Raw genomic sequence first — 19,850 nt, 5'->3', positions numbered from 1 at the left:
GCGTCACAGCCGTTCGATGATGGTGACGTTGGCCTGCCCGCCGCCTTCGCACATGGTTTGCAGGCCATAGCGGCCCCCGGTGCGTTCCAGCGCGTTGAGCAGCGTGGTCATCAGCTTGGCCCCGGTCGATCCGATGGGGTGGCCCAGCGCAATCGCGCCGCCTGAAACGTTCACCTTTTCATGCGGGATGCCCAATTCCTTCATCCACGCCATCGGCACGGATGCGAACGCCTCGTTGCATTCGAACAGGTCGATGTCGGACAGTTTCATGCCCGATTTCTGCATGGCATAGCGCGTGGCCGGGATCGGCCCGGTCAGCATCCACACCGGGTTGTCGGCGCGGACCGACATGTGGTGAATGCGTGCGCGGGGCTTGAGGTTGTGCTCTTTCATCGCGCGTTCGCTGACGATCAGTAGCGCGGCGGCGCAGTCGGAGTTCTGGCTGGCGTTGCCCGCCGTCACCCGTCCGCCTTCGCGCACGGGGTTGAGCGAGGCCAAGCCTTCAAGCGTGGTGCCGGGGCGGATCGTCTCATCGCGGTCCAGCCCTTCCAGCGGTACGATTTCATTCCTGAACCAGCCCGCTTCGGTGGCGTGTTGCGCGCGGCGGTGGCTTTCAAAGGCGAAGGCGTCCATTTCCTCGCGGCTGATCTGCCACTTTTCGGCAATCATTTCCGCCGAGCGGATCTGGTTGACTTCCTCGTCGCCATAGCGCGCGTCCCAACCCTTTGCGCCGGTGAACGGGCTTTCGAAGCCATAGGCTGCGCCCGCCGTCATCGCGGCCATGATCGGGATGCGGTTCATCGCCTGACTGCCGCCTGCCACCACAATGTCCTGCGTCCCGCTCATCACGCCCTGTGCGGCAAAGTGCACCGCCTGCTGGGCCGATCCGCACTGGCGGTCGATGGTGACGCCCGGAACGTCCTCGGCAAGGCCCGCCGCCAGCCATGCGGTGCGGCCAATGTCGCCCGCCTGCCCGCCGATGGTTTCGGTGCAGCCCCAAACCACGTCTTCCACCAGTGCGGAATCGAAATCGTGCCGCGCCATCAGCGCGCGGATGGGATGCGCGGCCAGATCGGCGGGGTGCAGATGCGCAAGGCTGCCCTTCTTGCGCCCGACAGGCGACCGGACAGCATCGACGATATAGGCTTCAGGCATGGGTCATCTCGCGGGCAAAGGTCTTGTCAGCCCCGACGGGCTGGGTGAAGACACGGGTGGCGATACGATTGCGGTGGAAGGCCGGGGTGCCCCACGCCTGCTTCAGCGCCAGAGCGCGCTTGAGGAACAGGTGGACGTCCACTTCCCACGAATAGCCCATCGCGCCGTGCACCTGGATGGATGCGCGCGCGGCCTTTTCGGCGGCTTCCAGTGCCACGATCTTGGCTTCGGACACGCGAGCGCGCGATTGCACATCGCCATTGGCAATCTCTGCTGCTGCTGTCAGCACCACGGGCCGGGCAAATTCGATGGCCACCTGCGCGCTGGCAAGGTGGTGCTTGACCGCCTGATACGACCCAATCGGCTTGCCGAACTGGGTGCGTTCTTGTGCATAGGCGACGGCCAGATCGACCGAGCGCTGGGCAAGGCCAAGCCCTTGCGCTGCCGCGAACAGGCTGGCGCGATCCAACGCCAGCGTCCAGTCGGCAGGTCCAAGGTCTTGCGCTTGGCTTTCGTCCCATTCGATGCGGAACAGGCGGCGGAAGGGATCGATGGTTTCGGCAGGCGTCAGCCGCACCTTGTCGGGCGTGGTGACGAAGGCATGGCCGTCCTTCTCGATCAGGATCGCGGCGGCAATTTCGGCATTGGCGACAACTGGGTTGATTGCCGGAGTCACCGCGATGATCGCGCCAGGATTGGCGAGTGCCGGATGATCGGGCGCCAGCGCGGCCAGCATCGGCGCGCCAACGCCCGCGCTTTCCGCCAGCGGTTCGGGCAGCGCGACATAGCCCGCCTCGCGCGCAATCAGCGCAAAGTCCAGTTCGGTCAGGCCCATGCCGCCCGCCGCTTCGGGCAGGAGCAGCAGGGTAAAGCCATTCTCGACAATCTGGCCCCAGCGCGCAGCGTCAAACGCCACGCCCTGTTCCATCATCTTGCGCCAGTGGTCGGGCGTGCAAGTATCGCCCAGCAGGGTGCGGGCAGTTTCGGCGAACATCTGCTGTTCATCGGAGAGCGTGAAATCCATGTCCGTCCTCCCTCAGCGCGGCAGGCCAAGCATACGCTCGGCAATGATGTTGCGCTGGATTTCGTTCGACCCGGCATAGATCGGCCCGGCGAGCGAGAAGATGTAATCGTCGAGCCATTCATGCTCACCCGTGGGTGGAATGAGTTCGGCTTCCGCACCAAGGATCGCCAGCGCAGTCTCGTGCAGGTGGATGTCCATTTCCGACCAGAAGATCTTGTTGGTCGAAGCCTCCGGCCCGATCTTCGCCCCCGCCATCAGGCGCGATGCGGTCTGGTAGATCGACAGGGCATAGGCATCGGCGTTCATGTGCGCGCGGATCACGTCAGCCTCGATGGCCGGATCGCACTGTCCTTTACGCTCCTGCCACAGCGCGGCCAGAGCGGCGGCGGCTTCCTGAAAGCGCGCAGGGGACCGCAGCATCAGACCGCGTTCGAACCCGGCGGTGGCCATGCAGATGTGCCACCCCTGCCCTTCATCGCCCAGACGATTGAAGGCAGGCACGCGCACATTATCGAGGAAGATTTCGGCAAAGCCGACATGGCCGTTGATCTTGCGGATTGGGTTGCGCGTGACGCCGGGCTGATCGAGCCGGAAGAAGATCAGGCTCATGCCCTTGTGGCGTTCGCTCCCCGGTTCGCGGAACAGGCCGAATGCCCAATCGGCAAAGGCGGCGCGGCTCGACCAGATCTTGTGCCCATTCAGCACATACTCGTCACCATCCTTAACCGCAGTGGCACGAACGCCCGCAAGATCGCTGCCAGCCTGCGGTTCGGACCATGCCTGCGCCCAGATTTCCTCACCGCTGGCCATCGGCGGCAGGAAGCGCTGCTTCTGCTCGTGCGTGCCAAACTCCATCAGCGTGGGGCCAAGCAGGAAAATGCCGTTCTGGTTTACGCGGCCCGGCGCGCCCGAACGGTAGTATTCCTCCTCGAAGATCAGCCACTGGATCAGGTCCAGCCCGCGCCCGCCATATTCCTTGGGCCATGTCACCATGCCCCAGTCGCCAGACTTCAGCGTGGCTTCCCACTGGCGATGCGCTTCAAAACCTTCGCGCGTGGCGTCATAGTGTTCCAGCGGTTGCGCGGGAACATGCGCTTCAAGCCATGCGCGCACTTCGGCGCGGAAGGCCTGCTGTTCGGGGGTATAGGTAAGGTCCATCAGAACTTCGCCGCCTTGCCGGTTTCCACAAAGGCATCGCGCGATTTCTGGCTGTCTTCGTGCATGTACATTTCCAGCGTGAACCCCTGTTCCCAGCGGTAACCCCGGTCCACGTCGCGCGCCTCAAGGCCGTTCAGCGCCTCCTTGGCGATGACCAGCGCCTTGCGGCTCTTGGATGCGATGACCGAACAGAAGGCGTGCGCTTCGGTCACAAGGTCCGCACGGGGCACCACCTTCTCAACCGCGCCAAGCCGGTAGGCTTCCTGCGCCGGGATATTGCCGCCGGTGAAGAACGCGGCGCGCACCTTGTGCAGCGGCAACATGCGCGACATGTGGCTGGCCCCGCCCATCGCGCCGCGATCCACTTCGGGCAGCGAAAAGAACGCATCGTCCGCCGCGATGATCACATCCGACCCGCCGCAGATGCCGATGCCGCCGCCGATCACGAACTTATGCACCGCGACCACGACCGGAATCTCGGCCTCGTGGATCGCTTTGAACGTCAGGAAGTTGCCGCGGTTGAGCACGGTGATACGCTCCGGGTGGGCCTGCATCTCTTTGATGTCGACCCCGCCACAAAAGCCCCGCGATTCCTCCGCCGCGCGGATCAGGATCACGTTGGCTTCGGGATTGGCGGCTGCTTCCTTGATGATCGCGGGCAGCGACATCCACGTTTCGCTGTCGAACGCGTTCACAGGCGGCACGTCGAACACGATCTCTGCGATGCGGTCCTTGACGGTGAGCGTGATGGGCATGGGGTTCGTATCCTTCTCGATCAGCCGGCGCAGAGCGCGGCGAGCCGGGCGCGCGCCTCGGCTATGATGCGGTCTACCAGTTCGGCACAGGTCGGAATTTCAGCGATGCGCCCGCCGACGACGCCGGTGGCCATCACGCCGTTTTCGATATCGCCGTCGACCACGGCCTTCTGGATCAGCATGGGCATGGTCGCGGCCATCATCGCCTGTTTCAGCGGCACATCGCCGTGGCCGGTCATCCCGCGCGCGGCCTTGATGAAGTGCAGCCACGAAGCGCCGGTCTGCCGCTTCATCGCCGCGCCCGCTTCGAACGCGCGCAGCCACATGCCCAGCGAACCTGACCGTTCGATCCGGTCCATCAGCCGGGTGCGGATCATCCGCTGCGGAATGCCGTCGAGCTTGGTGGTGACGATGATCTTGTCGGTCGTCGCCTTCAGGTATTCGGCCTTGGCGCTATCAGGCACCGGGCTTTCGCGCGTCAGCAAAAAGCGCGTGCCCATAGCCACGCCGACCGCGCCATAACTGAGCGCTGCCACAAGGCCCCGACCATCGGCAAAGCCGCCGCTGGCGACGACCGGCACGTTCACCGCGTCCAGCACTTGCGGCAACAGCACCGTCGTTGGCACCGAGCCGGTATGCCCGCCGCCTTCACCACCCTGAACGCTGACCATGTCGACGCCCAGTTCCACCATCTTCTGCGCGTGCTTAACCGCGCCCACGGTGGGGATGCACAGTATGCCCGCGTCCTTGAACCGGCCGATCATCTTGGCGTTCGGCCCGCGCCCGAAGCTGACCGCGCGCACCTGGTCGCGGTTGGCAAGGATCAGATCGACAATCTTGTCCGCGCCGGGCTGGAACGAATGGAAGTTCACGCCAAAGGGCCGGTCGGTGCCCCGCCGCACGGCAAGGATCTTTTCCCGGCATTCATCGGGCGTCATCACCGCCGCGCCAAGGAAACCAAAGGCCCCGGCATTGCTGCTGCCGATGACAAGGCTCGGCTCCGCCACCCAGCCCATCGCGGTCTGGATGATCGGTGCCTTGCAGCCAAGCCGCTCGGTCAGTACGGTGTGAAGCGCATCTGCCATCAGCCCTGTCCCGCTCCCTGCTTGTTGGCAGAGGCCGCCGACTTGCCGCTGACGCCTGCAATCGAATTGCCGGTGACCAGATCGTTCTGTGCATGGGCAAAGTGGTGCATGTGATAGGCCGCATCCATCGCCGTGCGCTTGCCGCGCAGTTCCTCGACGTGGTTGATCGCCTGCTTGGTCAGCCAGTTGCCAAGACGGTTCTGCCCCGCCAGCTTGTTGGCCCACGTGGCCGCCGCATCGCGCAGTTCGGCGCGGGGGACGACCTTGTTGACCATGCCGAAGTCATAGGCACGCGCGGCCCCCATGCGTTCGCCCAGCAGCAGAAATTCCTTGGCCACGCGCGGCGGCAGTTCGAAGGCGTGGGCGAAGTATTCCACGCCCGGAATGCCCATCAGTGGATTGACCGGATCCTGAAAGAACGCATCCTCGCTCGCCACGATCAGATCGCAAACCCATGCCAGCATCAGCCCGCCCGCAACGCAGGCGCCCTGCACCATCGCGATGGTCGGCTTGGAAATGTCGCGCCAGCGGCGGCACATGCCGAGGTACTGTTCCTGCTCGCGCGTGTAGAGCAGTTCAGCACCCGGTTTGTTGGTGTGCGGCGGAAACATCAGGCGCTTGTCGAACTCGTGGTGCAGATCGCGCCCCGGCGTGCCGATATCGTGCCCAGCGGAGAAGTGCTTGCCCTCGCCCGCTAGCACGATGGCACGCACCGCATCATCCTGCACCGCGCGATTGAACGCATCGTCGAGCGCATAGGTCATCTGCCCGTTCTGGGCATTGTTGAACTGCGGGCGGTTCATGGTGATCCATGCCACCGCGCCTTCCACCGCGTAACGGACGGGTTCATCCGTTTCATACGTTATTTCAACGCTTTTCGGCTCGACGAGGTCGTTCATTGTCCTGCCTCCCTCAGGCTTCCCGCACGGCGGGCGGGTTGTCGTTGATCACGCTGGCACGGATGTTGTGCGGATCGAGCTGCGCGATGATCTCCAGCGCTTCTGCATCCGGCAGTGCGGTCGTGGCGATGGTATCGGCCTTGTGCAGTTCAAAGCCGGTTGCGGCCTGCACTTCGTCAAAGGTTACGCCGGGGTGCAGCGAAATCACGCGAATGGCGTTGTCGGGACCATTGAAGTCCATCACGCACAGGTTGGTAACGATCACCCGCAGGTCGAGGCCCGAATAGTTGCCGCCCGCAACACGCTTGGCCGGGTTGTATCCCACGCCTGAGATCATATCGACCTCACCTGGCACGAACACGCGGGGGCCGTGTGCGGGGAAGAAGAACGAATTGGCGTGATAGATGGTGTTGCCCGGAAAACCGCGCACGCCCAGCATCTGCGTCTTCGGCTTCTGATACGTGCCGCCCATGTAGGACAGGTTGATCTGGCCAAAACGGTCAAGCTGCGTCGGCGTCACCATCGCATGACGGCGGCCAGTCCACACCGCACTGTCGAAAAAGCGCGAGAACGGCAGGTAACCGGCAGGCTTGCGGTCTTCATACTTGCGCGGGCCGATGGGCACCGGCTGTTCGACCAGATAGCATTCGCCATCGGTCATCATCAGTTCGGGGCTGTGAGTCAGCTTGGCGAGGCTGGCGGCAAGGCGCGGCACGGGGCCGACCCCGGTCGCCACGATCTCGCCATTGCCCCGAAACGCTTCGGAACAGGCGACGATGCAGAGTTCGGCCAGTGATGGCTTGGTGATGGTATCGCTCATCAGAAAATCGGGAGCGGGAGAGCCGCCACCGCCTCCTTTCCGCCAAAGTTTGCAAGGTATTCGGCTTCACTCGCGCCGACGAAGTGGTCCTTCACCGCATCCCAGTCGCCGGGGTCTTTCGCGCTGTCGGCATAGGCCTTGAACGCCTTCATATCCCAGCCATAGTGCGGGGGCATCGAGCTGGGATGGGCGCCGCCGGGCATTTCGACCACGCCACTGACGAAGCAGCGTTCGAACAGGTTGTCCTGCGCGCTGTCGGCGTAATGGTCCTCCATGCGGTCGACCAGTTCTTCGCACGAAACAAAAGTCTTGGCCGCCGCCTTGGCGAACCATTCGTCGTAATAGACGTCCGGGCCGAACACCTGCACGTTGCCGCGCCAGTCGCTGCGGTTGACGTGGATCAGCGCGGCGTCGAGTTTCAAGGCGGGCATGGCGACCAGCGTTTCGCCATCGGCATAGGGCGATTGCACGGTCTTCAGCCCGCCCAGTTCGGCAAGGTCGGTGCCGAGGCCGACGCGGGTGGGCAGGAACGGCAGGCCGAACGCGGCGGCCTTAAGGCCCCACTGGAACATACCTTCATCCAGTTCCAGCACTTCCAGCGTGCCGCTTTCGCGGGCCTTGCGGAACCACGGCTCCAGCGGGATCGCGTCAAGGCTGACGAAGGCAAAGACCACTTTCTTCACCTTGCCCGCCGCGCACAGCATACCCACGTCCGCGCCGCCATAGGCCACCACGGTCAGGTCTTTCAGGTCCGAACGCAGGATCTCGCGCACCAGCGCCATGGGCTTGCGCCGTGGACCCCATCCGCCGATCCCGATGGTCATGCCATCGGAAAGCTGCGCGACCATATCCGCAGCGCTCATCCGCTTGTCGGGCTTCACGCTTCCAGCGCTCACGCCTGTTCTCCTTGTTGTTCTTTAAGGGCTTTCTGCCAGGCCCATTCGTGGCCCCAGGTGCTGATCGCCTCGTGCCGGGTGGTTTCCCAGGTGGCCGGGTCGATCACCAGGCTGTCGCAGCCCACTTCAAGATCGAAGCCTGATGGCGTCTGGACATAAAAGCCGGTGGTCTGATCGTTGACATGGCGGCCCAGCGTGGCGCTTTCAGGATATCCGAAGCGCTTCATCCGGTCGTGCGCCTTGCCCACCTCGATCAGCGTGGGGTATTCCAGCATGATGTGCACCGCGCCCGAAGGCGGCACCGGCCCTTCGCCAAAGGCGATGGAGTGATGGCGGCCATTGTCGGCGTGAAGGAAGGCAAAGCCCATCGATGGACCGTCCGGGCCGAACAGTTCGAAGCGCGGCATATCGGTCTGGCGGAAGCCCAGCACGTCGCAATGGAACGCGATGGTTTCGTCAAAGTTCGGCGCGGAAAACACCGCGTGGCCCATGCCCATGTCGCTGGTGATGAAGCACGGCACGCCAATGGGGGACACGAACGGTTCCGCCGTGCGCGCATCGCCGCAATAAAGCTCAAGCCCGTTGCCCGCCGGATCGCTGGTGCGGAACAGCGCATCGGCACCCCGCGCCCGCGCATCGTCGGCGCTGGCCCACTCCACCGAGCGGCCTGCTGCCGCAACCTTTTCCGCCAGCGCATCAAGCGCGGCGCGGCTTTCCACTTCATAGCCCGCCGCGACGAACCATTCGCGCGTGCCGGGCTTGATGGCCAGACGAAACACGCGGTCGTCCACGCGATAGAGCGCGGTTCCATCCGCCGCATCACCTGCGTGCATCGCGCCGACGAATTCGGTCAGGAAGCGGTCCCATTCCGCCGCTTTTTCCGTCTCTACGACGACATAGCCGAGCGCTTTGATACCCATAGCGGTCAAGATCCTTTCACGAGGTCGAGGAAGTAGGGGCGCTCGCCCCCGCCATCGACGTTGATGCGCGCCCCGCTGACCCATGCGGCGAGGCTGGAGCTGAGCCAGAGGACGGCTCCGGCGATGTCCTGTCCGGTGCCCATGCGGCCAAGCGGCATGGATCGGCCCACCGCCGCCTGCGCTTCGGCATCGCCATATGTTTCCTCGGACGTTTCGGTCTGCATCAGGCCCACGATGATCGCGTTCACGCGCACACCGTCCGGCCCCCATTCCTGCGCAAGGCTTTGCGTCAGGTTGAGCAACCCCGCCTTGGCCGCGCCATAGGCGGCGGTCATCGGAGACGGGCGAATGCCCGATACGCTGGCGATATTGACGATGCTGCCGCATCCGGCCCGTGCCATATGTGCATAGGCTGCCTGCGACATATACATGGCCGAATGCAGGTTCAGCCTGACGATAGCGTCAAAGAAGCGGGGGCTTGCTGTGGCGGGTGCTTGGGGTGATCCGCCCGCATTGTTCACCAGAATATCGAGCCGACCATGCTGCGCGGCAATCGCATCGACCAGCGCTGCCGCCTGATCGGGGTCGCGCACGTCGGCCGCGCGGAAATCCACGCCTTCGGGAAGGTCGTCAGGCTCGGTGCGTCCGCACACGGTAACGCGCGCGCCCGCGTCGGCCAGCGCCACGGCAATCTGCCGCCCCAGCCCGCGCGTTCCGCCCGTTACGATGCCGACCTGTCCGGTCAGATCAATAGTGTTTGCGCCCTTCACGGGGCCTCTCCCCTGACGCCTGCAGTGCAGGCTGAACTTTCGACCACATTGGATTCGGATTTTGTCAACATCCAAAGCCAACATGCTTTTCAATTGACCATTTGCGTATCTAATGCAATTGAAAATTACGAATGCCTTGCAGTTTTGTGCTAATGAGTCGTTTGGAGAGAATGTTCCTGTCCTTTTCTCGTTGCACTAAGCCAGCGCATGACAGGGCATCCCGGAGTGGATTGAATGGCAGCATATTCACAATACCAGCCGCTTGCCCTGGCCGACGTGCCGCAGTGGGATTTCGAAACAGACGTGGCCGTGATCGGCTTTGGTGCGACCGGCGCCTGTGCCGCCATCGAAGCCTGCACAGGCGGCGCGCGGGTGATGCTGTTTGAACGGTCTTCGGGCAGCGGCGGTGCATCGGCGCTTTCGGGGGGCGAAATCTATATCGGCGGCGGCACCGACGCGCAGAAAGCGGCGGGTTTTGACGATACCGTCGAAGCCTTCACCACCTACCTCAAGCTAGCCGGAGGTCCGTGCGCCGACGATGCGAAGTGCGAACTCTATGGCCGTGAAGCGCTGAACCACTATCAGTGGCTCAAGGATCAGGGCGTGCCTTATCGCGGCAACTTCCTGCCCGGCAAACATATCGAACCAACCGACGATTCCACCCTGATCTGGTCGGGCAGCGAAGCCGCAGCGCCTTTTTGCCACAAGGCCACGCCTGCCCCACGCGGGCATGTGATCCAGCACATGGGCTGGGGCGGCGGCCGCCCGCTGATCGATCTGCTGGAAGCGCGCGCGCGCGATCTTGGTGCGCAGATCCATGTCGATGCCCGCGCTGTGGCGCTGATTGTCGATGGCAATCGCGTGGCTGGTGTTGTGGTGCGCATCGACAATCAGGACCGCTTCGTGCGCGCGGCAAAAGGCGTGGTGCTTGGCACGGGCGGCTTCGTGTTCAACGATGCCATGCGCGCGAAGTATTGCGCCGACAGCTTCCGCGTGAACAGCCCGATTGGCGACAAGGATGATGGCATCGGCATCGAACTGGGCGTTTCGGTGGGCGGCGATGCCATCCACATGGACCAGTTCTTCACCACCTGTCCCTGGACCATGCCCGAAGCCCACGCCTATGGTGTATTCGTAAACGCGCAGGGCAACCGGTTCATCAACGAGGATTGCTATCACGGGCGCGTCACCCGTTGCGCGGTGGATCAGCCCGGTGGCAAAGTCTACCTGCTGCTGGACGTGGCGCATTTCGTGCAGCCGCTCGATCTTGCCGGGATCACCATCGCCGCCACTGGCGAAACTTGGGAAGAAGTCGAGGCCGAACTCGAAATGCCCAAGGGCACGCTTTCGGCCACTATGGCAGTTTACAATGAACACGCGCGCGAAGGACGCGATCCGCTGTTTGATAAACAGGTGCCGATTCTGAAAGCGCTGGACCAGTCGCCTTTCATCGCGCTCGAACTCAATTTCGAAACCAGCTATTTCAGCTTCTTCACCCTTGGGGGCCTTAAGACCAGCGCCGATGGCGAGGTGGTGAACCGCGCAGGTGCGCCGATTGCGGGTCTTTTTGCCGCAGGGCGCTGCACATCGGGCCTGCCTGCGTGGGGCCACGGCTATTCATCCGGCCTCAGCCTAGCTGATTGCACGTTCTTCGGACGACAGGCAGGCCGCAAGGCGGCGCAGGGCTGAACGGCCGGAGACGCTGAAATACGCGCTTGCTTCTGCACCTGCTTATTATAAGTCAGCACTTACAAAAAGGAATCCGCAGATGCTCTCGAAGATAACTCTAGGCAATACCGGCCTATCCGTCAGCCGTCTGTGTTATGGCACGAACATGCTGGGCTGGATGCTCGATCAGCAAAAGTCGAACGCGATCCTTGATACGTTCGCTGAACTGGGTGGGAATTTAATCGATACCGCGCGCTCGTATGGCGATTGGTCGCCCGAAGCGCCGGTAGGGGCCAGCGAACGCGCTGTCGGTGCATGGCTGAAAGGCCAGAAGCGCGAAGACTTCGTGATTGCCACGAAGGGCGGCTTCTTCGACATGCGCGTGGGCGATTATCGCAACCGCGTGACGCCCGCCGATATCTCGGCGGACCTCGCGCAGAGCCTCGATCATCTCGGCATCGACGCCATCGACCTCTATTTCGTCCACATGGACAACCCTGAAGCGCCGGTGGAGCCGATCATTGACGCACTGATCGCTCATCGCGAAATGGGCCGCATCCGCCATTTCGCCGCCTCGAACTGGGCGGCAGACCGCATCGTTGCGGCCAACGCCTATGCCGCATCGCTGGGCAAGGCAGGCTTTGCCGCTTCGGAAACCTTCTGGGGCCTCGCCGTGCCCGATGCCGCTGCCGCTGCCCAGCAGGGATACCAGCACTATTACGAAGGCGAATACGAAGCGCTGCACGCGGCAGGTTTGCCCATCGTGGCCTACGCCGCGCAATCGGGCGGGTACTTCACCAAGCTGGCGCAGGGCGCGGTGGGTGAACCGCTCGCTTCGCGCTATGCCAACCCGGCGAACGAAAAGCGCTTCGCCGCCGTGCAGGAGCTGGCCGAAGAACGCGGCGTGTCGATCAACGAGATCGTGCTTGCCTATCTGCTGTGCCAGCCCAAGCAGACCGTACCGATCTTTGGCGGCTCCAGCCCCGATCAGGTGCGCGATAGCGTGAAAGCGGCCGCGCTCCAGCTATCGCCCGCCGATCTGGCGCGCCTCGCTGGAAGCTGAGTTTACGGCTTACTGCAGCGATATTTCGAGGTCCGGCATTTCCGGCCAGACGCCTGATGAGAGGATGATGGATGGCTACGACGCTTGAATCACAACCCGCCGCTGTGCAAAGCGTCAAACGCAGCATGGGCCACCTTGCCCTGCATTACGGCAAGGTTGAAGACGGGCCAGTGGCCTCGCGCCTGCTTCAGGTGTTCGGCATGGTTGAAACGCAGGTTCTCAACCTGCCAAGCGGCAGCAATTTCTATCGCTTCGTAGTGGATAGCGATCACCTTTCGCGCGGGGATGGCATCATCTACCTGTCGATGCTGCCCGAACCGCAGCGCGCGCTGGTCGATGCGATCCACACCGCGCTGAAGATCGGCACGCCCGATCAGCATGAAGCCGTCACCGCCTATAACGCCATGCTGGAATCCGATCCCGAAGGCAGCTTCCACTTCGGCTTCCTTATGGATTCGCTCGAAGATCTTGAACGCATGGTGCTGCACTTGCGCGAACTGAACGAAAGCGATCCGCAGCTCAAAGGTCGCCTTGCCATCACCATGAACCGCGCCCGCGCTGGCGAAGCTGCCGTCGATGCCCGACTCGATGCGTCTCCGATCTTTGGAGACTGCAAACGCTATGCTTATGGCCGCAATGGTGTGCAGGTTTTCGTGACGACCGATATCGTCACCTCAGGGCAGTTGGGTGATCGGATGTATTTCGAATTCGATTACGTGTTCCCCGGCTATGACAGCCACATCCTGTCTGTCGTCGAAAGCTGACAGTCGACAGCTTACTCGGAAAGGGCGCGTGCCACGTTGCATGGGAACCAGTCACGTAGCGATTGTTGCAATGTCGGCGCGCTATCTCCTATCCGTTACCGCCCGGTGCACGCTACATAACCCTCTTCCGCACGGCCCTTCCGCAAGGCGATAATATCGATGATCACCAAACTTTCCGATGCAGACCGCGCGGCGCTGCTGGCGCAGTTTCCGCAATGGACGCACGAACCTCAACGCGATGCCATCGTGCGCGAATTTCGCTTTGCCGATTTCGTCGAAGCCTTTGGCTTTATGACGCGCGTGGCGCTGCTGGCCGAAAAGGCCGATCACCACCCGGAATGGAGCAACGTTTACAATCGCGTGACCATTCTTCTCACCACGCACGATGCCGATGGCCTGTCCGTGCGCGATGCAGACATGGCCGAGGCTATCGAGAAGCTGCTGCCGGGCTGAGGAGCGGATACGCCTGTCGATCCGCCCGATCTTCAGCCGTCCCGCAGCACCCGGCGCAGCCCTTCGACCGCGCGCAGCGCCCGCGTCTGGGCATCTTCAGGGCCGACCGCATGGTTGCGTGGGATTTCGATGCTGAGGCCGCATTCCGGCGGCAGCGCGCGCACAAACCCGGCGATGTCGAATGCGCCATCGCCGCACAGCAGCCGTTCTGACGATGCTTCTTGATCAAGGTTTTCCGGCGCAAGCGCGGGGCCATCGGCCACCTGTCCATAGAGGATGGCTCCTTCTGCCGCCGCAGCCGCCAGTTCCGCGATGGTCCCGCCTGACCGCATCAGGTGGAGCAGGTCGGCGTTGATTCCCACCATGCCCGGTCGGTCTATCACGCGCACCAGTTTCAGCGCCGTTTGAAGCGAAGGCACCTGACTGGGCGGATAGAATTCTACCCCGACCTTGTGCCCAAATCCTGCCGCCATGTCGCAAAACCGCCCGAAGGTATCCACCCGCCGCGCTGGATCGCGATCATAGAGCAGCACATTGAGCAGCCCGGCCTCCAGTTCAGCGGCGCATTCCATCGCCGGTGCGAAGGCGGTAATATCGGTGCGTCCGGCCAGCGTGAACGGATAAGCCACGTCAAGCGCCACGCCCAGATCGTCCATCACGCGCTTCAGATCGCGCCGCGCGGCACGGTCCGCCAGAATTTCAAACCGGGGCATCAAGGGCAGCACATCCATCGGATGCAGGAACAGGCACATGCCATCGAACCCCGCCGCCCTCGCCGCACGGGCGAGTGCGAACGGATCGGTATCGACAACCGTTATGTGATCAAGCGCAAGACGCATCGTCACACGTCCCAGCGCAGTCGTAGCGCGGTAAAGCCCATTACCGATCCGCCGAACACCGATCCCGCAGGCTGATCGTCGGCCAGTTCGAACGCCGGGATACGCCGTAGCCACTGCTGCAACGAAACCATCACCTCGCGCTTGGCCAGCAACGATCCGATGCAACGGTGCGGCCCGACGCCGAACGTCAGGTGCACGTTCACTTCGCGATCAAGGTCGATCACCTGCGGATCGCGGAACACGCGCGGATCGCGGTTTGCCACGGTATTGGGCAACACAACCCGGTCGTTGCGGCGCATGGCCACGCCCTTGTATTCGCAATCGTGCGTCACCCGGCGGAATAGGTTCGACACCGCGTTGATCCGCATCAGTTCCTCTATCGCGCGCAGGAAAGCGTCGGGATCGTCCAGCCTTTCGCGGAAGTGCTGCTGCGCGGCGGGCGTGGTGGCGAGATAGCGCCAGACATAGGCCAAGGTGTTGGTCACCGTATCCAGCCCCGCTACAAACAGCAGGAACCCGCAGTTGAGGATATCCTCCCACGGATGCTGGTTGCCCGCATCGTCACGCGCGTTGACGATGGCGCTGGCGATATCGTTGCCCGGCTCGCGCTCTTTCTGGCGGAACAGCGTGTCGAGCAGCGCATAGATTTCGGTGATGTTCTGCGCCCGTGCTGCCGGATCGGTGCTGCGGAAGAACGTGTTGGCCAGCGCCAGAAATTCATCGAGCCGGTCTTCGGGCAGTCCGAACAGATACAGGAACGTGCCCGTTGGATAGCGTTCGGCAAAATCCGTGATGAAATCGCACTGTCCTTGCGCTGCAAAGCCATCGATCAGCGTGGCGGCGCGGCGCTCCAGCTCGCCAACCATGCCGCGCACCGCGATGGGGGTGAACATCGGTGCTAGCAGGCGGCGGAACACGTTGTGCGCGGGCGGATCGACGCCTTGCGGCTGCACCACCGGAAACGGCTCTATCGGCGGCACCGGAGTCTGATAGGTCGAAAATATCGCGTGGTTGCGATATCCTTCGACGATATCGTCGTAGTTCAGGAACACCCAGTGCCCGCCATTGCGCGGGGTATAGAAGATCTTCGGCACGCCGCGGCGCACCAGATCGTGCCAAATCTCCACCGGATCGTTCACCCCATCGGGGATGTGGAACATGTCGAAATCGATCATCAGTTCGGCGGGAACATGATCGGGCGATGACGGCTGAAAGTGCAGCGTCATGCGTCGTCCCCTTTGCCAGACCGGCCTACGCGCAGCGCACCTTCGGGGCAGTTGCGCACCGCAAGGCGCGCCTTGTCTTCCAGCGCTGTCGGCACATCCGCCTGCACGATCACCACTTTGCCTTCGATGGCATCTGTCGCGAACACTTCGTGGCACAGATCTTCGCACCGGGCATGGCCCTGGCACAGGTCACGGTTGGCTATGACTCGCATATTGAGACTCGCATATCGGCATCCTTCCGCTTTCAGCTAAACCGTGATGACCGCCAATCCCAAGCCCGCTGAGCCAGCCGAACGCGCCGTATCGCGCAATTTGCGCCACCAAACCCGCTGTCATCCAGCCGCAGGGCCATGCGTGTGTTGCGCGCCTTGCGCCTGCGCGCCACCGTGCCCGCACAAGATCGCAAAGTGACGAGCGGGAGAGCATGACAAGGACCGAGTTCGATTACGTGATCGTCGGCGGCGGCGTGGCGGGCTGCATCCTTGCCAACCGGCTTTCCGCCGATCCGGCAACGCATGTGCTGCTGATCGAGGCTGGCCCGGCCGGGCGCAATCCGCTGATCGCCGCGCCGGGCGGACTGCTGCCGATCATGATGTCGGGTGCCTATGCCTGGCGCTATATGTCGGTGCCGCAGGCGCATCTTGATGCGCGCCCGCTCTATTCGCCGCGTGGCAAAGTGCTGGGCGGTGGCTCCGCGATCAATGGCATGGTCTATGACCGGGGATTCCATTCGGATTATGATCGCTGGGCGCAGGCGGGCAATCGCGGCTGGTCGTTTGCCGATGTGCTGCCCTATTTCCGCAAGCTGGAAAACTACCTTCCCGCCTTGAACGAATGGCACGGGCGCGGCGGGCCGATCACCGTCACCCGCGCCGCGCAGGACCATCCTTTCGCCCGCGCTTTCCTGAAAGCCGGTGCGCAGGCCGGATATCCCCTGACCGACGATCTCAACGGCGCCACGCGCGATGGTTTCGGCGCGGTGGACCTGACGATGGGCAAAGGCAAACGATCAAGCGCGGCGGCGGCCTATTTGCGGCCCGTGCTGAAACGCCGCAACCTGAGCGTGCTGACGCAAGCCCAGGCACGGCGCATCGTCTTCACCGGCAAACGCGCCACCGGCGTTGCCTTGCGTCACAAGGGCGCGGACTTCACCGTCACCGCCCGGCGCGAGGTAATCCTTTCGGCGGGCGCGATAAACACCCCGCATCTGCTGCTGCTTTCGGGCGTGGGCGATCCTGCCCATCTGGCCGAACACGGCATCGCCACGGTTCACGATCTGCCCGGTGTTGGGCAGGGTTTGCAGGATCACCTTGCCGCGCATGTAAAGTATCGTTCCACCAAACCGTGGTCGATGCTGCGCTATCTCAATCCGGTGCGCGGTGCGCTGGCGATGGCGCAATACCTTTTGACGCGTAAAGGTCCGCTGGCCGATCCCGGCATGTCGGTGGCCTGCGCCGTGCGGTCCGATCCTGCGCTGGATGAACCCGATATCAAGATGCTGCTCGTTTCTGCGCTGTTCGGCCATAACGGGCGCGAGATGGTGCCGATGCATGGCTTCTATGCGCACATCAATGTCGCCCGGCCCGAAGCGCGCGGCAGCGTCCGCCTCGCCAGCGCAGATCCTGATGTGCCGCCGCTGATCGATCAGGCCTATAACGCCACCGGAAACGACCGCCGCGTGATGCGCGAAGGCGTTCGCATCGCGCGCCGCATCTTCGCGCAAGCAGCCTTCGATGAGGTGCGCGGAGAGGAATTGGCTCCCGGCCCTGCCATCGAAAGCGACGAGGCGATCGACGCCTATATCCGCGCCCATGCTGAAGCGGATTACCACGCTACCAGCACCGCGCGTATGGGCCACGATCCGATGGCCGTGGTGGACGATTGTCTGCGCGTTCACGGCATCGCAGCGCTGCGCGTGGTCGATGCCTCGATCATGCCGCACCTGCCCGGCGGCAACACTGCCATTCCAGTGGCGATGATCGCTGAAAAGGCGGCCGATCTTATTCTTGGCAAAGGAACACTCACATGAAGACCCGCGCGATGGTCTGCCACGCTCCCGGCACGCCTCTGGTAGAGGAATGGCTCGATCTTGCCCCGCCCGCCACGGGCGAAGTGCTGATCGAAATTCTCGCCAGCGGTCTGTGCCATACCGATCTCAGCCAGTTGGAGGGCGTGGCCGCGCCCTATCCTTTCCCGGTCGTCGTCGGCCACGAAGGCGCGGGCGTGGTGCGCGAAGTCGGCCCCGGCGTAACCACTCTGACGGTGGGCGATCACGTTATCCCGCTGGGCATTGGCGAATGCGGTACATGCCGCAATTGCCGGTCGGACCAGACCAACCTGTGCGAGATGTTCCTTGCCGACATGGCCACCCAACCCACCCCATTTTCGCTGAATGGCAAACCGGTTTCGGCCTATTCGGGCGTCGGTTCGCTGGCGCAATATGTGGTGATGCCCGAACGCAATGTCGCGCTGATCCGCAACGACATTGCCTTTGACGTGGCGTGCACGGCGGGCTGCTGCGTCGCCACCGGAGTCGGCGCGGTGCTGCACACCGCCCATGTCGGGGCGGGATCGACCGTGGCGGTGTTTGGCCTTGGCGGTATCGGCCTCAATGTTGTGCAGGGTGCGCGGCTGGCGGGCGCATCACGCATCATCGGGGTCGATATCAACCCGGCGCGCGATGCGCAGGGGCGGCATTTCGGCATGACCGATTTCATCGACGCGCGCCACGAAGATGCCGTTGCCCGCATCCGCGAATTGACCGGCGGTGGCTGTGATTATGCGTTCGAATGCGCCGGGCACACGAGCCTGATGCGTCAGGCTTTTGAATCCACCCGCATCGGCTGGGGCTGCACCGTGGTGCTCGGCGTGCCGCCCGATGGCGCGGGGCTGCAACTGGTGCCGTTCGAACTGCAACTGGGCCGCCGCGTGCAAGGTTCGTTCATGGGCAACATAAAGGGCCGTAGCCAGTTGCCCGGCCTGCTCGATCACTACGCGGCGGGGCGGCTCAATCTGGATGATCTGGTCACGCACCGCTTGCCGATGGCAGACGTGAATGAAGGCTTCGCATTGATGAAGCGCGGGGAATCGCTGCGCACGGTGGTGTCGTTCGGGCGCAATCCCGCCTGACGAATGCACGGGGCGGCATAACGCGCCGCCCTGCCCCATTTACTGCCGTCAGGCGACCTTCTGCCCCGGTCGTTTATCGAGTGTAACGTGCAGGCCATTGACGCGGCCCTGAATTTCGGGGGCCTTGTCGCGCGGGTTGAAGAACTGGCGATACCACAGGCGGACCTTGGCATAAGGGCCGTCCTTGGGGATGGCGAGCGGGTTGATGCAGGCGCGCTTGTTGGCCCAGATTTCCACGTCCTGCGCAAAGGCCAGACGGCTGCCTTCCTGATAGGCCAGCGCCATTTCGCGGTCGGCGTCGGTGGTCTCGCGGCTACCGTCGTGTACTTTGACCATCAGCGCGTGCCACGAACGGGTCACACCATCTTCGATGGGGGTGTTCGATATCATGATGAAGCTGTCGAACGTGCCCGCCATTTCCGATTGCAGGAAGCCCGGCCCTTCGTACCAGGTATCGAGCACCAGCGCGTCTTCCGGGTTGGCGGTGAGCGTGCGGTGGCCTGCGCTGTAATACTGGTGGAGATGCGGCCCCATGAACTCGTTGGCGAAATACTGCCAATCGGTCGCCCCGTGGATCGGCACGAAGTGGCCGAAATCCGCCATATTATCAACGATCTCTATACCGTGGCTGTTGAGATCGCCCATATAGTCGATCTTCCATTCCACCCAGCCCGGTTCGCCATAGTGGCCGCCGAAGTTGGGCAGTTCCACGTCCGGTTCCAGACCTTCGGGATCGTGCCACATCCAGATGATCCCGGCGCGCTCGATCACAGGGTAGGTGCCCAGCTTGGCCGCCTTGGGGATGAAGTCCGAATAGGGAATGTGGTTGCACGCGCCATCGGTGCCAAAGCGCCAGCCGTGGAACGGACAGCGGATCGATTCCCCCTCCACATGTTCGCCATCGCGCACGATATACGACGTGGAGTTCTTTGCCAGATGCGCGCCCATGTGCGGGCAATAGGCATCGACGACATAGGGCGTCCCGCTTTCCCCCCGATAGATCACCAGATCCTTGCCGAAATAGCGGATTGGCGCGGGCGTGCGGCTGGCATCGGCAGCGGCGCCGATCATGAACCAGCCACGCGGGAAATCGAACTCTCCCAGACCGTAGTCCTTGGTCGTTGCCATCTGCATCACTCCTGTTTGCCAGTTTGCTTTTGCGCCTGCTTTGCCGAGCGGCGCATTCTTAGGCTATTTACGCCGTTCGGGCGGGATTTGCGAAGATT

The 19,850-nt window shown here is 63.1% G+C and carries 20 protein-coding genes; 6 read left to right on the top strand and 14 right to left on the bottom strand.

Annotated features, from left to right (window positions below; genetic code table 11):
• Positions 1 to 3 precede the first annotated feature (3 nt).
• Genes HGI47_RS07240 through HGI47_RS07195 form a run of 10 tightly spaced genes read right to left on the bottom strand, consistent with a single transcriptional unit; the run spans position 4 to position 9,482 of the window.
• A complete protein-coding gene (locus tag HGI47_RS07240) occupies positions 4 to 1,155 on the bottom strand; it encodes an acetyl-CoA C-acetyltransferase (protein WP_168852123.1) in 1,152 nt (383 codons plus the stop codon).
• Positions 1,148 to 2,179 carry an acyl-CoA dehydrogenase family protein gene (locus HGI47_RS07235; RefSeq protein WP_168852122.1) on the bottom strand — a complete coding sequence of 344 codons (1,032 nt, stop codon included), beginning with the start codon at positions 2,177 to 2,179 and terminating at the stop codon, positions 1,148 to 1,150. Before HGI47_RS07235 ends, HGI47_RS07240 begins: the two co-directional genes overlap by 8 nt.
• A gap of 12 nt (positions 2,180 to 2,191) precedes the next feature.
• On the bottom strand, positions 2,192 to 3,337 hold the full coding sequence (locus tag HGI47_RS07230; RefSeq protein ID WP_168852121.1) for an acyl-CoA dehydrogenase: 1,146 nt from the start codon (positions 3,335 to 3,337) through the stop codon (positions 2,192 to 2,194).
• A complete protein-coding gene (locus HGI47_RS07225; RefSeq protein ID WP_168852120.1) occupies positions 3,337 to 4,092 on the bottom strand; it encodes an enoyl-CoA hydratase family protein in 756 nt (251 codons plus the stop codon). Before HGI47_RS07225 ends, HGI47_RS07230 begins: the two co-directional genes overlap by 1 nt.
• A 20-nt stretch (positions 4,093 to 4,112) precedes the next feature.
• Positions 4,113 to 5,177: a nitronate monooxygenase family protein gene (locus tag HGI47_RS07220; RefSeq protein ID WP_168852119.1), complete on the bottom strand. Its 1,065-nt coding sequence runs from the start codon at positions 5,175 to 5,177 to the stop codon at positions 4,113 to 4,115.
• Entirely contained in the window at positions 5,177 to 6,076 is a 900-nt protein-coding gene (locus HGI47_RS07215) for an enoyl-CoA hydratase (protein WP_168852118.1), read from the bottom strand. Before HGI47_RS07215 ends, HGI47_RS07220 begins: the two co-directional genes overlap by 1 nt.
• A gap of 13 nt (positions 6,077 to 6,089) precedes the next feature.
• On the bottom strand, positions 6,090 to 6,896 hold the full coding sequence (locus HGI47_RS07210; protein ID WP_168852117.1) for a CoA-transferase subunit beta: 807 nt from the start codon (positions 6,894 to 6,896) through the stop codon (positions 6,090 to 6,092).
• Positions 6,896 to 7,792: a CoA transferase subunit A gene (locus tag HGI47_RS07205; protein WP_370521657.1), complete on the bottom strand. Its 897-nt coding sequence runs from the start codon at positions 7,790 to 7,792 to the stop codon at positions 6,896 to 6,898. The genes HGI47_RS07210 and HGI47_RS07205 overlap by 1 nt, the downstream gene beginning before the upstream one ends.
• Positions 7,789 to 8,712: a VOC family protein gene (locus HGI47_RS07200; RefSeq protein ID WP_168852116.1), complete on the bottom strand. Its 924-nt coding sequence runs from the start codon at positions 8,710 to 8,712 to the stop codon at positions 7,789 to 7,791. The genes HGI47_RS07205 and HGI47_RS07200 overlap by 4 nt, the downstream gene beginning before the upstream one ends.
• Before the next feature lie 5 nt (positions 8,713 to 8,717).
• The gene (locus tag HGI47_RS07195) at positions 8,718 to 9,482 is read right to left on the bottom strand and encodes an SDR family oxidoreductase (protein WP_370521656.1); all 765 of its coding nucleotides are present in this window, start codon (positions 9,480 to 9,482) and stop codon (positions 8,718 to 8,720) included.
• 234 nt (positions 9,483 to 9,716) lie between these two features.
• Here HGI47_RS07195 and HGI47_RS07190 point away from each other — a divergent pair, with 234 nt between their 5' ends.
• From HGI47_RS07190 to HGI47_RS07175, 4 genes are all read left to right on the top strand, one after another.
• A complete protein-coding gene (locus HGI47_RS07190) occupies positions 9,717 to 11,171 on the top strand; it encodes an FAD-dependent oxidoreductase (RefSeq protein WP_168852114.1) in 1,455 nt (484 codons plus the stop codon).
• Positions 11,172 to 11,250: 79 nt separating this feature from the next.
• Positions 11,251 to 12,213: an aldo/keto reductase gene (locus HGI47_RS07185; protein WP_168852113.1), complete on the top strand. Its 963-nt coding sequence runs from the start codon at positions 11,251 to 11,253 to the stop codon at positions 12,211 to 12,213.
• 71 nt (positions 12,214 to 12,284) lie between these two features.
• Positions 12,285 to 12,977: a hypothetical protein gene (locus HGI47_RS07180; protein WP_168852112.1), complete on the top strand. Its 693-nt coding sequence runs from the start codon at positions 12,285 to 12,287 to the stop codon at positions 12,975 to 12,977.
• Positions 12,978 to 13,130: 153 nt separating this feature from the next.
• A complete protein-coding gene (locus HGI47_RS07175) occupies positions 13,131 to 13,430 on the top strand; it encodes a 4a-hydroxytetrahydrobiopterin dehydratase (RefSeq protein ID WP_370521659.1) in 300 nt (99 codons plus the stop codon).
• A 32-nt stretch (positions 13,431 to 13,462) separates the two neighbouring features.
• On the opposite strand, the gene HGI47_RS07170 is transcribed toward HGI47_RS07175, so the two are convergent.
• The 3 genes from HGI47_RS07170 to HGI47_RS07160 are packed head-to-tail and all read right to left on the bottom strand — an operon-like array spanning position 13,463 to position 15,707.
• Entirely contained in the window at positions 13,463 to 14,269 is an 807-nt protein-coding gene (locus HGI47_RS07170; RefSeq protein ID WP_168852110.1) for a sugar phosphate isomerase/epimerase, read from the bottom strand.
• 2 nt (positions 14,270 to 14,271) lie between these two features.
• Entirely contained in the window at positions 14,272 to 15,495 is a 1,224-nt protein-coding gene (locus HGI47_RS07165) for a cytochrome P450 (protein WP_168852109.1), read from the bottom strand.
• Positions 15,492 to 15,707: a ferredoxin gene (locus tag HGI47_RS07160; protein ID WP_168852108.1), complete on the bottom strand. Its 216-nt coding sequence runs from the start codon at positions 15,705 to 15,707 to the stop codon at positions 15,492 to 15,494. The genes HGI47_RS07165 and HGI47_RS07160 overlap by 4 nt, the downstream gene beginning before the upstream one ends.
• A gap of 212 nt (positions 15,708 to 15,919) precedes the next feature.
• Between HGI47_RS07160 and HGI47_RS07155 the strand changes: the two genes are divergently transcribed.
• A complete protein-coding gene (locus HGI47_RS07155) occupies positions 15,920 to 17,524 on the top strand; it encodes a GMC family oxidoreductase (protein WP_168852107.1) in 1,605 nt (534 codons plus the stop codon).
• On the top strand, positions 17,521 to 18,624 hold the full coding sequence (locus HGI47_RS07150; protein ID WP_168852106.1) for a zinc-binding dehydrogenase: 1,104 nt from the start codon (positions 17,521 to 17,523) through the stop codon (positions 18,622 to 18,624). Before HGI47_RS07155 ends, HGI47_RS07150 begins: the two co-directional genes overlap by 4 nt.
• Positions 18,625 to 18,672: 48 nt before the next feature.
• Here HGI47_RS07150 and HGI47_RS07145 read toward each other — a convergent pair whose 3' ends face one another.
• Positions 18,673 to 19,752, bottom strand: a complete 1,080-nt coding sequence (locus HGI47_RS07145) for a Rieske 2Fe-2S domain-containing protein (RefSeq protein ID WP_168852105.1) — start codon at positions 19,750 to 19,752, stop codon at positions 18,673 to 18,675.
• Positions 19,753 to 19,850 lie beyond the last annotated feature (98 nt).

The organism is Novosphingobium sp. ERN07, assembly GCF_012641335.1.
Lineage (GTDB): Bacteria > Pseudomonadota > Alphaproteobacteria > Sphingomonadales > Sphingomonadaceae > Novosphingobium.
This window is presented reverse-complemented; position numbering and strand designations above follow the sequence as displayed.